The sequence below is a fragment of the Thioalkalivibrio sp. ALM2T genome, assembly GCF_000381505.1.
In the GTDB taxonomy this organism is placed as follows: Bacteria; Pseudomonadota; Gammaproteobacteria; order Ectothiorhodospirales; family Ectothiorhodospiraceae; genus Thioalkalivibrio; species Thioalkalivibrio versutus.
The window spans coordinates 114054-126543 of record NZ_KB906560.1; the positions used below are offsets into that span (position 1 = coordinate 114054).

A 12490-nucleotide genomic window follows, 5' to 3' on the forward strand; every position below is an offset into this window, starting at 1 on the left:
ACCCGGGTGGATCCCGGTCCGCGTCGTCCTACGCGGAAAAGGGCAGGTCGTTGTAGCGGATTACGCGGTCCAATTGAGCGGCGTCGAGCTCGAGGCCGTAGTCCTGCAGCAGACGCGTGCGCAGCTCGGTGGCGGTGGTCGGGGGCGGGTCCATTTCGTGGGCGAACTGGCCGACATCTTCGATGACGGCCCAGGGGTAGAGGATCCAGCGCCACTCCTGCACGGCCTGACTGTGGAAATCGGCGGGGCACTGGGTGCTGGCCTTTTCATGCAGCACGGCGGTGCGCACGGCGGCCGGTTGGAAGCCCTCCAGATGGGGGCGGGCGGCCACCAGGGTGTCGCCGGAGTCGTTGACGTCGTCGACCAGCAGGACCCGTTCGCCGCGCACATCCCCGGCCAGCGGGATCGTAACGGCCGCTCGCTGTTTTTCGCGCGCGCCCGAGGTGTAGTGCTCAACCTTGAGGCTGAGCAGCTTGTGCACTCGGAGGAAGTCGCACAAGAATCGCGCGGGCATGAACCCGCCGCGGGTGATGGCTACGATCGTGTCCGGCCGAAAGTCGCTGGCCCGTATCTGGCGTGCCAGATCGTCGGCGCGGCGGACCACCTCCTCGACCGGGATCAACTGCACGGGCATCTTGCGCGGCGGGTTCATCGGTGGAGCTCGTGGAGGTGTGAAGCCGTGGGAACGGCGGTGATCATGCCGTCAGTTCGCCAAGGATGCGGGTGTGGATCTCCAAATCGCCCTCGGTATGCAGCACGAAGCGGACATGGCCGACGGCATCCAGTCGTGGCGTGGCGGCGATCACGGTTTCCAGAGCGATGCGGGCGGCTTCCTCGACGGGGTAGCCGAAGGCCCCGGTGGACAGCGCGGGAAATGCGATGCTGTAGGCCCCGGCTTCTTCGGCGCGGGTGAGGGCGTTGCGATAGCAGGCAGCCAGCAACCGGCTGGCCGGTTCGTCGTGCCCGTAGACCGGTCCCAGGCAGTGGATTACGAAGCGATTGGGCAGGTTGTGGGCACCGGTCAGTACGGCCTGGCCGGGTTCGATCGGGGCCAGGGGCTGGCATTCACGCTCCAGGCCGGGCCCCGCGGCGTGGTGGATGGCCCCGGCCACGCCGCCGCCGGGCCGCAGCCAGGCGTTGGCGGCATTGACGACCGCGTCCATGTCGCGCTGGGCGGCGATATTGCCGGTGATGCATTCGATGGTGATGCCGTGGACCTTGGCGCGCATGTGTCCCCCTGTTTCTGAATGGACTCGGCCACTCCAGCCGTCGCCTCAAGCATAGAGCCCCATTTCGGTCGGGTGAACAGGTGGTCCGGTTTTCACATGGTGATTCGGTCGCGCACCTCCGCCGTTAGTTCCAGTGAGCGCCGGCGCGCCGCATGGTCAAAGGTCGAGGTGGTCACGATCAGTTCGTCGGCGCCAGTCTGGTCGAGAAACTGGCGGATCTCGGTTTCCACCGTGTCCGGCGCGCCAATCGCGGAACAGGCCATCGTCTGTTCGACGATCGCGCGTTCGGCGCGGTCGAGGCGTTCGCGGTAGCCCTCGATCGGCGGCTGGATCGGTTCGGGGCGACCCCGCCGCAGGCTGACAAAGGCCTGTTCCATGGAACTGGCCAGCGTCCGCGCCGCGGCGTCGGTGTCGGCGGCATACACGTTGTAGCCGAGCATCGCATAGGGACGATCCAGCCATGCGGAAGGCCGGAACTGGCTGCGGTACAGCTCCAGCGCGTTCATCAAATGCCCGGGCGCGAAGTGCGAGGCAAACGCATACGGCAGGCCCATCTGCGCGGCCAGCTGGGCACCGAACAGGCTGGAACCGAGGATCCAGACGGGCACGTGCTGGCCGGCGCCGGGGATGGCGCGGATCACCTGGTCCGGCTGGGGGTCGTCGAAATAGCCCAGCACCTCGGCGACGTCACGCGGGAACTGGTCGGGGTCGATATCCGGGGCCCGGCGCAGGGCGCGCGCGGTGGTCGGGTCGGTGCCGGGTGCGCGCCCCAGCCCGAGGTCGATGCGGCCCGGGTACAGCGCGTTCAGGGTGCCGAACTGTTCGGCGACCACCAGCGGGGCGTGGTTGGGCAGCATGATGCCCCCGGCACCCACCCGAATGCGCTGTGTGGCGGCTGCCACCTGGCCGATCACCACCGCCGTGGCTGCGCTGGCGATGCCGGGCATGTTGTGGTGTTCCGCCAGCCAGTAGCGCTGGAAGCCGAGGGCCTCGGCGTGTTGCGCAAGATCGAGGGTGTTGTGCAAGGCGTGGGTGGCGTCCCCGTCAGCGGTGATCGGGGCCAGGTCGAGTACGGAAAAGGCAGTCATATGCTTGATTGTACCGACCTGCTGGATCCGTGCAGACGTAGGCGATCCCGGTGGGGTCTATAGTCGAAGGAAGACACTGCGGAGCGTGCGCCATGAGTATCCCCGGGACCCTGAACAACTTTCTGGCGGAACATGCGGTGGCCTACCAGCTGGTGCCCCATCCGCATTCCAATTCGGCCAGCCGCACGGCTGAGGCGGCCCATGTGCCGGGCGACGCCGTGGCCAAGGCGGTGTTGCTGGTCGAGGAGGATGGACAGTACCGATTGGCCGTCGTACCGGCCACGCGCCGCGTAAAACTGGGGCAGTTGCACCGGTTGTTGGGCGAGCACGTGGGCCTGGCTACCGAGGACGAGGTGGCCAGCGTCTTTGCTGACTGCGAACGCGGTGCAATCCCCGCTCTGGGCGCGGCTTACGGGCTGGAAACCCTGCTTGATGACAGCGTGCTGGAACAGCGCAACGTGTATTTCGAGGCCGGCGATCACGCGTCGCTCGTCCGCCTGCGCGAAACGGATTTCCTCCATCTGCTCGGCCAGCCGCGGCGGGGCCAGTTCAGCGCCCACATCTGACGCCCGCTCCATGAGCGTCTCACGCGTGGGGCGGATTCGATCTTGCAATGCCACATCGTCTACCGTCAGCCTGAATTCGTTGCGACAACTGGGTGACGACGATGGATCCGTTTCTGGAGATGGCGCTCGACGAAGCGCGTACGGGGTTGGGTGAGGCGGGGATCCCGATCGGTTCGGTACTGGTGCACCGGGGCGAGGTGATTGGGCGCGGGCACAACCGGCGGGTGCAGCAAGGCAGCGCGATCTTGCATGCGGAGATGGATGCGCTGGAGAACGCCGGCCGGCAGCCGGCGCAGGTGTATCGCGAATGCACGCTCTACACCACGCTCTCGCCCTGCGCGATGTGTAGCGGCGCGATCGTCCTCTACGGTATTCCGCGAGTGGTGATCGGGGAGAACGAGTCGTTCCTGGGGGAGGAGGCGTGGTTGCGCGGTCACGGCATCCAGGTGGACGTGGTCCAGGACCCGGGCTGCCGCGAACTGATGCGTGCGTTTATCGAGACGCACCCCGAGCTGTGGCACGAGGATATCGGCCACTGAGCCGGATAGCCGGCGCAAGAGCCGCGCCCGGCGTGTCCCTCTGCGTCTCCTTCAGGGCGTCTCGAGCCGCTGCTGATCGGCGTAGGGGTAGTCGCTGGCCTCCAGGTTTTCCTGAAAGGTCTCCAGGCGTTCCACGGCGAGGTCCGTGCGGTTGAACTGGGCAATGTGGAACAGTGCGTCCCCTTCGTTGATCAGGGGCAGGTTGAGCTGACCAATGATGATGCCGGAGGCCGGGGCGAGGATCTCGGTCTCGGTTTCGCCAAACGGGTCGGAGATGATCGCCAGGCGGGTCTGGTCGCGGACCACGCGGTCCCCGTGGCGCACGAAGGTGCGCAGGATGCCGCTTTGGGGCGCACGGACCCAGCCGCTGGTGCGCGCCATGATGGGTTCCTTGCGCGGGCGCCGGCGTACGGCCGGCAGCATGCCCAGATGGCGCATCACCTCGATGATGCCGTGCACCCCGCCGCGGATGGAGAGCTCGTCGAAGCGCAGGGCCTCGCCGGCCTCGTACAGCAGGATGGGGACTTCCCGTTCCGCGGCGGCCTCGCGCAGAGAGCCGTCGCGCAGGGCCGAGTTGAGAATCACCGGGGCCCCGAAGGCGCGCGCCAGATCGAGGGTCTCGGCGTGATCGAGGTTGGCGCGGATCTGCGGCAGGTTGGAGCGGTGGATGGCGCCGGTGTGCAGGTCGATGCCATGGGTACTGTTCTGCACGATTTCGCGCATGAACAGGCGCGCCACGCGAGCCCCCAGTGAGCCCTTCTGCGAGCCGGGGAAACAGCGGTTCAGGTCACGCCGGTCGGGCAGGTAGCGGCTCTGGTTGATGAAGCCGTGCATGTTGACCACAGGGATGGCAATCAGGGTTCCCTTCATGCGCCGCAGGGCCGGGACTTTCAGCAGGCGGCGGATGATCTCGACGCCGTTGATCTCGTCGCCGTGGATGGCGGCGCTGACAAACAGCACCGGCCCTTTGCGCCGACCGCACAGCACCTGTACCGGCATGTTGGTCGGGGTGTGGGTGTACAGCGCTCCCAGTTCCAGCTCCACCGTGCGCCGCTCGCCGGGGCGGACGGTGGTGCCACCAATGGTGATCGGCTTGTTGCGCAGTGAGCGGGGTATGCCGGGCATCAGGGAGCCACCGAATAATGCGCATACGCCCGCGCGGGTCGCTCTTGCGTGCGGTCCACCCGCTGCGAGTGAAGTGTAGCCCTGCGACTCGAGGACACTAGCCGCTCCCTTTGGTCTTCGTCCGGTTGGGCTTGGCGTTTTTCTCGATGAACTCGATGATCATGCCCGCCACATCCTTGCCCGAGGCATTCTCGATGCCCTCCAGGCCGGGCGAGGAGTTCACCTCCATCACCACCGCACCGTGATTGGAACGCAGCAGATCCACGCCACAGACGTTCAGGCCCATGACCTTGGCCGCGCGTACGGCGGTGGCGCGTTCTTCCGGAGTAATCCGGCACAGGGAGGCACTACCGCCGCGGTGGAGGTTGGAGCGGAACTCGCCGTCCTTGGCCTGGCGCTTCATCGCTGCGACGACCTTGTCGCCGATCACGAAGCAGCGGATATCCGAGCCCTTGGCCTCCTGGATGTATTCCTGCACCAGGATGTGCTGCTTCAGGCCCATGAAGGCCTGGATCACGCTCTCGGCCGCCTGCTTGGTCTCGGCGAGTACCACGCCCAGCCCCTGCGTCCCTTCCAGCAGCTTGATCACGCAGGGCGCGCCGCCCACGGTCGCCAGCAGGTCATCGATGTCATCCGGCGAGTGGGCAAACCCGGTCACCGGCAGGCCGATGCCGCGGCGCGAGAGCAACTGCAGGCTGCGCAGTTTGTCGCGTGAACGCGAGATTGCCACCGACTCGTTCAGCGGGTAGACGTTCATCATCTCGAACTGGCGCAGGATTGCGGTCCCGTAGAAGGTGATCGATGCCCCGATCCGCGGGATGACCGCGTTGAACTGGTCGAGGATGTCGCCCTTGTAGTGGATCTGCGGGCTGTGCGCAGTGATGTTCATGTAGCAGCGCAACGGATCCACCACACGGACCTCGTGGCCGCGCTGTTCGGCCGCCTCGACCAGGCGTCGGGTGGAATAGAGTTTGCTGTTGCGCGAAAGGATGCCGAGTTTCATTCAGGCGCCTGCTGGGCTGTAGGGATTTGCGGTCGGTGGCTGGCGACAAACGAGGCCTGGGGGTCGACAAGAAAGCGACCGCGCATGGCCTCGCGGCCGAGCAGCATGCGAAAGAGCATGGTATCGCGGCTGGTCAGGGAGAGTTCAACTGGCAGTACTACGGCACCGAGTTGCACCCGGGTGGCGATGAAGTAGCGCTCCCCGGTGTGCCCGCCGGAATCCGTCACCTTGCGGACATCCAGCACCGGTGCCTCGCACCAGACTTCGGTCTCGCTATCATGCTGGTGGGGGTGGATGCCGAAGCGCACCCAATCGTGGTCATCACGCGTGAAGGGTTCGATCTGGAAGGTATGCAACGCCGAACTGCGGGCTCCGGTATCGACCTTGCACTTGATCGCGGGGATGCCGAGGTCGGGCAGGCCGACCCATTCACGCCAGCCGAGGATGGGCCGGTCGCGGATGTCGGGTGAGGTTTGGCTGGAAGGGGACGGGCGATCCACGTCGGCTCCCGGAAAGGATGGAAGCCTCACTATAACCAATCGCCCGCCCGGCGCGAGTGAACGTCAGCAGGGCTGCGCCCGTGCGGCGGGGATTGAGCAGGTGCTCAGTCCTCGGCGATTGCTGCGTTGGTCAGGTTGTCCAGCGCGTTGCTCATGGTATCGAGGATGTCATCGCGGTCCTCGATGCCGTGGCGCTCGGCCATCCATTCCGGATCGTTGTAGGCGAGCCAGGTCTGGCCGTCTGCGTCGGTCCACGCCAGCGCCTTCATTGGCAGGTCGATGCCGGCAGTCTGCTGGCTGGTGAACAAGTGGCTGCCGAGCGCCGGGTTGCCGAACATCAGGAGTTCGGTCGGGCCGAGTTCGATATCCACGCCGTCCGCCTTGGCGGCGTGGTCCCAGCGCAGGGCGACGCCGATATCGTTGGCTTCCAGGGCATTCTCCAGCCGATCCAGGGTCTCGGAGGCGGAATGCGGGCTGGCCTTGGCGATCATCCCGGGTACGTCGGCGGCCAGCGCCGGGGTCGCGATCAGGGCCAGGGGCAACAGAGCGGTCAGTAGCGTCTTCTTCATGACAAAGTCCTTGTGCAGCAATGGGTGCGTCGAGCGAGTGGCGATGATCGACCGGGTGGTTTCGTCATCACGTCCGGAAAAGGTAGACGACCCATGCAGAATTTTCAGCGACCGGTCCGCGGAAGCGTGACCGGGTCATGGGACAAGGCCCGTGCACGGTGCTCGGCCCTGGGTGGCCGAACACCGTTCGAGGATTACTGCATCAGCAGATAGCCTTCGTGCTGCAGTTCGATGATCTCGGCATCGGCCATCGGTACTACGTTCACGAAGCCATGCACGTCTTCCACGTCGATGCCGCGCAGGCGTGCCGAGGCCTCGCACATGCGGAACTCGATATTGCCGGATTGGGTGAGCGAGCGGGCGCGGCGCATCAGTTCCTCGTGCTCGCCAAACTCGTCGCGAGTGAAATACGGCACCTCGGCACCGTGCAGCACCAGGACGATGTGCGATTCGAACGGGTCCGCCTCGTAGACGTTGTTCAGCATGCTCACACGGTCCAGTGCGCCCTCCAGCTCGCTGGGGCTGCTGGTATACACGTCGTAGACCACCTTGCGGGGCTCGTACTGCCGGTCCATCTTTTCGGCCGAGCCCCAGGGCAGGTTGTCGTCCGCGCCGGCCACAAGCGGCGTGGCCATGAGACTGGCGGCGGCCAGCAGGATCAGCAGAAGACGGGTCAGTAGGTGGTTGTTTCGTTTCATGGGGGACTCCGATTGTTGCAGTAGATCGTGTGAGGTTGACGCGCTCGCCCGCCAAAGCGTTCCCCGGCAAGTGGACATTACATCCGGGTTTCCGGCCCCTGGCTGCGCAAAACGCGCTCGAGGATGGATTCCATCGCAAAGGTGATGCGCCGGCCCAGGGTCTGCGGGCGGTGATAGGTCAGTTCGAAGACGTCCGCCTCGCGGGTCAGCTCCAGTAACAGATCGTCGCTGGTGCGCAGTTCGTCGGCCAGCCCCATCTCGCGGGCCTGTTCGCCGTACCAGTGTTCGCCGGTGGCGACCTGGTCCAGGTCCAGTTGCGGGCGGTAGCGGGCGAGAAAGGTCTTGAATAGCTCGTGGGCCTCTTCCAGTTGTTCGCGGAATTTCTTGCGGCCCTCGTCGGTGTTCTCGCCAAGCATGGTCAGGGTGCGCTTGTATTCGCCAGCGGTCAGCAGTTCGATGTCGATATCGTTGCGCGACAACCAGCGGTGAAAGTTGGGGATCTGGGCGACCACGCCAATCGAGCCGAGCACCGCGAATGGCGCGGCGACAATGCGGTGACCGACTGCAGCCATCATGTAGCCGCCGCTGGCGGCGACGCGGTCCACCGCCACGGTCAGGTCCAGCCCGGCTTCGCGCAGGCGTGTCAGCTGGGCGGCCGCGAGCCCGTAGGAGGGTACCAGCCCGCCGGGGCTCTCCAGGCAGACGATGGCGCGGTCCTGTTCCGGTCGCGCCATGGTGAGGATGGCCGTGACCTCCTCGCGCAGGCTCTCGACGCTGGAGGCGCGGATATCACCGTCGAAGCGCAGGACGTACACGCGCGGGCGTTCGGCATCCGCCTCGCGGTCGGAACGCGTGCCACCGAGCTTGTCGGTTTGTTCGGTTTCGGTTGTGGCGGTCGAGTCCCCCATCCCCTTGCGCGGCAGCTTGCGTGCGGCCCAGTGGCGCAGGCGTTCCATCCGCCCGCGGCGGCGCTCCACCGCCCGGCGCACGGTCTTCTCCATCCGCTCGAAACGATCGTTCAGGCGTTTGACGTGCAATCGGTCCGGCTTGCCCTCGCGCGACCGGCCGACCAGGCCGGCGATCGCACTCAACACGATGAGCCCGGCGATGACGGCCGTGGCGGCCTTGGCGACGAAAAGTCCGTACTCCTGAAGAAATTCCATTGGCTGTCCTTGATGAGCCGGGATGTCCGCGCAGGCATAATGCCAGCATGGATACCAATACAGTTGAAGACCCTCGTAGCGCGGGACGGTTTCACGGCCAGGAAGGTTCCGCGGCCGGTCCGACGCCGGAGCCGATCATCCATGCCGGGTATGCGACCCTGAGTCTGCGCCAGGTCGATGCATGGAACGGCGTGCCCAAGGGCACGGCCTTCCGTATGTTCAAGGCGCGCAAGCATCAGCTGCGCGAGGGCGTGGACTTCTTCTACATCCCGGAAGGCCGCGACCCCGAGCTCACCGAGACCCTGCGCCTGGACGGGCGGATCTATCCCTCCACCGTACACCTGGTCCTGCTGACCGGCGCGGCTTATGCCCGCATGCGTGAGGAATGGCATGCGCGGACCCACAATCCGGGCTGCGGCTGCCCCGAGGAACACTAGGGAAACACTGATCAATGTCCGCACTCGCGCTCGAGTCGATTGTGCTCGCTGACCCGGCAGAGCGACTGCCATGCCCTCGCTCTGCCCAAGGGAGGCGCAACGCCGTCAGCGGGCCCAACTCTAGAAGGCAAACGTGGCCGAGGCGCGTCATTCAATGGTTTGTAGGGTTGGTGCCCCAGGTTTCCCGACCCTGTGTTGCGACCAGAGACAGACAAAAACCGGCCGGTAGCATCACGCTCGGTGGCGCGCCGCGCCAGGTCTCGGGAAACCCGCGGCACCAGCGCGAGCGGGTAGATTGATCCGCGTCACTCTCGAACAGTGGCGCATGCTGCAGGCGGTGGTGGACGCCGGGGGCTTTGCGCGTGCTGCGGAACGGGTGCACAAGAGTCCGTCGAGCATCAACCACGCGGTGCAGAAGCTGGAAGAACAGCTGGGTGTGGACGTCTTCGAGATCAAGGGCCGCAAGGCGGTGCTCACCGCGGCTGGCGCGGCGCTGTTGCGCCGGGCCGGCCACCTGCTGGAAGAGGCAGCGGAGATCGAGACCCTGGCCGGGGCGCTGGCCGCCGGGGTGGAATCCGAAATCCGGCTGGCAGTGGATCAGCTCCTGCCGCGGGCGCCGGTGATCGGGGCCCTGGAGGGGTTCTCACGGGCCTACCCGGCCACTCGCATCCAGCTGCACGAGGTGGTGCTGAGCGGTGGGCCGGATCTGCTGCGCGAAGCGGCGGTGGACATCCTGCTGGGTCCGGAACTGCCATCCGGCTACCTCGGGACCTGCCTGGGCGAGTTGTCGATGGTGTGCGTGGCGCACCCTTCGCATCCCCTGGCGCAGGGTGAAGCGCCGCTGACCCGGCGCGATCTGCAGCCGCACCGCCAGGTCGTGGTGCGGGACTCGGGTGACCAGGCCTCCGGTGAGGGCGGCTGGGTGGAGGCGGACCAGCGCTGGACGGTGTCGCACATGGGTACGGCCTGCGAGATCCTGCGCTCCGGTATCGGCTTCGCCTGGATGCCGGAGGACCGGATCGCCGAGGATCTTGTCGCGGGAGGCCTGGTCGAACTGAATCTGGAGGCCGGGGCGCGGCACGCGGTGCCGTTCTACATCACGCATGCGGACCGTGACCGCGCCGGCGCGGCCAGCCAGTCCCTGATGGACGCACTGGAGCAGGCCTTCCGAGGCGAGCCTTAGTAGCCAATCATCGCTTGTGGGAGTGGGCTTGCCCGCGAAGCCCCCGCCCGCGCCGGACAATGGCCACAAAGCACAACCCAACACGAAACCACAACAAGGAACCAACCATGTGCGGGATCGCAGGAGAATTCGTCTGGGGGGACCGGCGCGCGAGCAGCGAGGCCGTGGCGCGCATGCTGCCCTGCCTGGAGCGGCGCGGGCCGGACGCCGATGGCCTGTGGGCCTCCGGTCGAGTCGCCCTGGGCCACCGGCGGCTGTCGATCCTGGACCTGTCGCAGCGCGCGCACCAGCCGATGTTCGATCCGGAAACCGGGCTTGCGCTGGTGTTTAACGGCGCGATCTACAACTTCCGTGCGCTGCGCAGCGAACTCGAAGGACGCGGCCACCGTTTCTTCTCCACCGGCGACACCGAGGTCATCCTGCGCGGCTACGCCGAGTGGGGCGAGGGCATCGTCGCGCGGCTGCATGGGATGTTCGCGTTCGCACTGTTCGATGGCAACGCCCAGCGTCTGCTGCTGGCGCGTGATCGCATGGGCATCAAGCCGCTGTACCTGGCCCGCGTCGGCGAGGGCATCCGCTTCGCCTCCAACACCCAGGCGCTGCTGGCGGCCGGCGACGTGGACACCGAGCTGGATGCGGAGGCCCTGCACATGCTGTTCTCGCTGCACGCGGTGGTGCCCGCGCCGCGTACCGTGCTGCGCGGCATCCGCAAGCTGGAGCCGGGGCACTACCTGAGCATTGATGCACGTGGGCAGGAGCGGCTGCAGCGCTACTGGACGCTGCATGCACACCGCCCGGCCGAGCCGGTATCGGACGGCGAGTGGCAGGAGCGCATCGAGCATTCGCTGCGCCAGGCGGTGCGCAAGCGGCTGGAGGTGGCCGATGTGCCCGTCGGCGTGCTGCTCTCCGGCGGGCTGGATTCGTCGTTGCTGGTCGCGCTGGCGATGGAGGAGGGTGCGCAGGATCTGCGCACCTTTACCGTTGGCTTCGAGGACCAACCGGAGGAGAAGGGCTCCGAGTTCGAGTATTCCGACCCCGTCGCGGAGCGCTATGCGACCGACCACCAGGCCACGTTGATCCCCAACGATCAGGTGCTGGCCCGGCTGCCGGAGGCCGTGGGGGCGATGGCCGAGCCGATGTTTGGCCAGGATGCGGTCGCGTTCTACCTGCTGTCCGAGCAGGTCTCGCAGCATGTGAAGGTCGTGCAGTCCGGGCAGGGCGCCGACGAGGTCTTCGGCGGCTACTTCTGGTATCCGCAGATGGCGGAGGATCGCCATGGCGACTGGGTAGAGCGCTTCCGGCGCCACTACTTCGACCGCGATCATCCGGAGATGGCCGAGATGCTGCGTCACCCGCCGGCGAACGACGTCACTGGTGACTGGCTGCGCGAGCAGTTCGCCGAACTGGAGACCGACCGCGCGGATTCTTTCATCGACGCCGTGCTGGCGCTGGATGCGACCACGCTGATCGTGGACGACCCGGTCAAGCGCGTGGACAACATGACCATGGCCTTTGGCCTGGAGGCGCGGGTGCCGTTCTTGGACCACGAGCTGGTGGAGACCGCCGCCGCGATGCCGCCGCACCTGAAGCTGGGCGATGGCGGCAAGGACGTGCTGCGCCGTATCGCGCGCGGCCGGTTGCCGGACGCGGTGCTGGATCGGCCCAAGGGCTACTTCCCGGTGCCGGCGCTGAAGTACGTGCGCGGCGATTTCCTCGAGTTCATGCGCGACATCCTTACCTCGCGCGCCGCGCGCGAGCGGGGCCTTTATCAGCCGGCCTACATCGACAAGTTGCTGGACGCGCCCGACCAGTACTTCACCCGCATCCAGGGCTCCAAGCTCTGGCACGCCGCCCTGCTCGAATACTGGCTGCAGACCCACGTGGACCGGTAATCGCCGCATGGAACGGGTGCGGATCCGGCGCGTCTACGACCCGGTCGACCCCGGGGATGGGACGCGTGTGCTGGTCGACCGCCTGTGGCCGCGTGGGGTGAAGAAATCCGCGCTCGCGCTGGATGCATGGGAAAAGGCAGTCGCGCCGTCTACCGAACTGCGCCGTTGGTTTGGCCACGACCACCACCGTTGGCGCGAATTCTGCCGCCGTTATCGGACCGAACTCGACGCGGCCCCCGATGCGTGGGGCCGACTGCTGGGGTATGCCCGCCGGGGGCGCCTGACCCTGCTGACCGCCACCCGCGACGTGGAATGGGGCCATGCCTCATTCTTGCGGGATCTGCTCGAGGCGGAACGCGCCGAGGAAACCACCAACAGCGAGCGGGCCTCACCGGTGTGCTTCGCCCCCGACGAGCCCGATCAAGAAGAGCCGGATTGAGCCCTCGGGAGCCTTGTCGCCGATGCCGTGACGGTGGGCCTTGCCCGATGACGGTGTAG

The 12490-nt window shown here is 66.6% G+C and carries 15 protein-coding genes; 6 read left to right on the forward strand and 9 right to left on the reverse strand.

Annotated elements, in window-relative coordinates:
- Positions 1-28 precede the first annotated feature (28 nt).
- The 3 genes from F816_RS0107420 to F816_RS0107430 form a co-directional block, all read right to left on the reverse strand.
- Positions 29-652, reverse strand: a complete 624-nt coding sequence (locus tag F816_RS0107420) for a phosphoribosyltransferase (RefSeq protein ID WP_019594208.1) — start codon at positions 650-652, stop codon at positions 29-31.
- Between the two features lie 43 nt (positions 653-695).
- Positions 696-1229, reverse strand: a complete 534-nt coding sequence (locus F816_RS0107425; RefSeq protein WP_019594209.1) for a macro domain-containing protein — start codon at positions 1227-1229, stop codon at positions 696-698.
- Positions 1230-1321: 92 nt separating this feature from the next.
- Complete coding sequence (locus F816_RS0107430; RefSeq protein ID WP_019568634.1) at positions 1322-2317, reverse strand: LLM class flavin-dependent oxidoreductase; 996 nt, start codon at positions 2315-2317, stop codon at positions 1322-1324.
- Positions 2318-2409: 92 nt separating this feature from the next.
- On the opposite strand from F816_RS0107430, the gene F816_RS0107435 reads away from it, so the two are divergent.
- On the forward strand, positions 2410-2883 hold the full coding sequence (locus F816_RS0107435) for an aminoacyl-tRNA deacylase (RefSeq protein ID WP_019594210.1): 474 nt from the start codon (positions 2410-2412) through the stop codon (positions 2881-2883).
- 101 nt (positions 2884-2984) lie between these two features.
- Positions 2985-3422 carry a nucleoside deaminase gene (locus F816_RS0107440; protein WP_018950818.1) on the forward strand — a complete coding sequence of 146 codons (438 nt, stop codon included), beginning with the start codon at positions 2985-2987 and terminating at the stop codon, positions 3420-3422.
- Positions 3423-3473: 51 nt separating this feature from the next.
- On the opposite strand, the gene F816_RS0107445 is transcribed toward F816_RS0107440, so the two are convergent.
- From F816_RS0107445 to sohB, 6 genes are all read right to left on the reverse strand, one after another.
- Positions 3474-4547, reverse strand: coding sequence for a succinylglutamate desuccinylase/aspartoacylase family protein (locus tag F816_RS0107445; protein WP_019594211.1), 1074 nt, complete (start codon positions 4545-4547; stop codon positions 3474-3476).
- 97 nt (positions 4548-4644) lie between these two features.
- The gene (gene rimK, locus F816_RS0107450; RefSeq protein ID WP_018144195.1) at positions 4645-5550 is read right to left on the reverse strand and encodes a 30S ribosomal protein S6--L-glutamate ligase; all 906 of its coding nucleotides are present in this window, start codon (positions 5548-5550) and stop codon (positions 4645-4647) included.
- Positions 5547-6050 carry an ATP-dependent zinc protease gene (locus F816_RS0107455; RefSeq protein WP_019594212.1) on the reverse strand — a complete coding sequence of 168 codons (504 nt, stop codon included), beginning with the start codon at positions 6048-6050 and terminating at the stop codon, positions 5547-5549. Before F816_RS0107455 ends, rimK begins: the two co-directional genes overlap by 4 nt.
- 104 nt (positions 6051-6154) lie before the next feature.
- Complete coding sequence (locus F816_RS0107460) at positions 6155-6619, reverse strand: DUF302 domain-containing protein (protein ID WP_019568638.1); 465 nt, start codon at positions 6617-6619, stop codon at positions 6155-6157.
- Positions 6620-6813: 194 nt separating this feature from the next.
- Positions 6814-7317, reverse strand: coding sequence for a DsrE family protein (locus tag F816_RS0107465; protein ID WP_019594213.1), 504 nt, complete (start codon positions 7315-7317; stop codon positions 6814-6816).
- A gap of 77 nt (positions 7318-7394) precedes the next feature.
- Positions 7395-8480, reverse strand: coding sequence for a protease SohB (sohB, locus tag F816_RS0107470; RefSeq protein WP_019594214.1), 1086 nt, complete (start codon positions 8478-8480; stop codon positions 7395-7397).
- A gap of 47 nt (positions 8481-8527) precedes the next feature.
- On the opposite strand from sohB, the gene F816_RS0107475 reads away from it, so the two are divergent.
- The 4 genes from F816_RS0107475 to F816_RS0107490 all read left to right on the forward strand — a co-directional run bounded on the left by F816_RS0107475 (position 8528) and on the right by F816_RS0107490 (position 12431).
- Entirely contained in the window at positions 8528-8917 is a 390-nt protein-coding gene (locus F816_RS0107475; RefSeq protein ID WP_019594215.1) for a hypothetical protein, read from the forward strand.
- Positions 8918-9212: 295 nt separating this feature from the next.
- A complete protein-coding gene (locus F816_RS0107480) occupies positions 9213-10100 on the forward strand; it encodes a LysR family transcriptional regulator (protein ID WP_255349500.1) in 888 nt (295 codons plus the stop codon).
- A gap of 107 nt (positions 10101-10207) precedes the next feature.
- Positions 10208-11992 (forward strand): N-acetylglutaminylglutamine amidotransferase, encoded by a 1785-nt coding sequence (locus F816_RS0107485; protein ID WP_019594217.1) that lies wholly within the window; start codon positions 10208-10210, stop codon positions 11990-11992.
- Positions 11993-11999: 7 nt separating this feature from the next.
- Entirely contained in the window at positions 12000-12431 is a 432-nt protein-coding gene (locus F816_RS0107490) for a DUF488 domain-containing protein (protein WP_019594218.1), read from the forward strand.
- Positions 12432-12490: the final 59 nt, after the last annotated feature.

Coding starts and splice junctions, on each gene's coding strand:
- F816_RS0107420 (WP_019594208.1), bottom strand. CDS start 652: ATGAACCCGCCGCGCAAGATGCCCGTGCAGTTGATCCCGGTCGAGGAG.
- F816_RS0107425 (WP_019594209.1), bottom strand. CDS start 1,229: ATGCGCGCCAAGGTCCACGGCATCACCATCGAATGCATCACCGGCAAT.
- F816_RS0107430 (WP_019568634.1), bottom strand. CDS start 2,317: ATGACTGCCTTTTCCGTACTCGACCTGGCCCCGATCACCGCTGACGGG.
- F816_RS0107435 (WP_019594210.1), top strand. CDS start 2,410: ATGAGTATCCCCGGGACCCTGAACAACTTTCTGGCGGAACATGCGGTG.
- F816_RS0107440 (WP_018950818.1), top strand. CDS start 2,985: ATGGATCCGTTTCTGGAGATGGCGCTCGACGAAGCGCGTACGGGGTTG.
- F816_RS0107445 (WP_019594211.1), bottom strand. CDS start 4,547: ATGCCCGGCATACCCCGCTCACTGCGCAACAAGCCGATCACCATTGGT.
- rimK (WP_018144195.1), bottom strand. CDS start 5,550: ATGAAACTCGGCATCCTTTCGCGCAACAGCAAACTCTATTCCACCCGA.
- F816_RS0107460 (WP_019568638.1), bottom strand. CDS start 6,619: ATGAAGAAGACGCTACTGACCGCTCTGTTGCCCCTGGCCCTGATCGCG.
- F816_RS0107465 (WP_019594213.1), bottom strand. CDS start 7,317: ATGAAACGAAACAACCACCTACTGACCCGTCTTCTGCTGATCCTGCTG.
- sohB (WP_019594214.1), bottom strand. CDS start 8,480: ATGGAATTTCTTCAGGAGTACGGACTTTTCGTCGCCAAGGCCGCCACG.
- F816_RS0107475 (WP_019594215.1), top strand. CDS start 8,528: ATGGATACCAATACAGTTGAAGACCCTCGTAGCGCGGGACGGTTTCAC.
- F816_RS0107485 (WP_019594217.1), top strand. CDS start 10,208: ATGTGCGGGATCGCAGGAGAATTCGTCTGGGGGGACCGGCGCGCGAGC.
- F816_RS0107490 (WP_019594218.1), top strand. CDS start 12,000: ATGGAACGGGTGCGGATCCGGCGCGTCTACGACCCGGTCGACCCCGGG.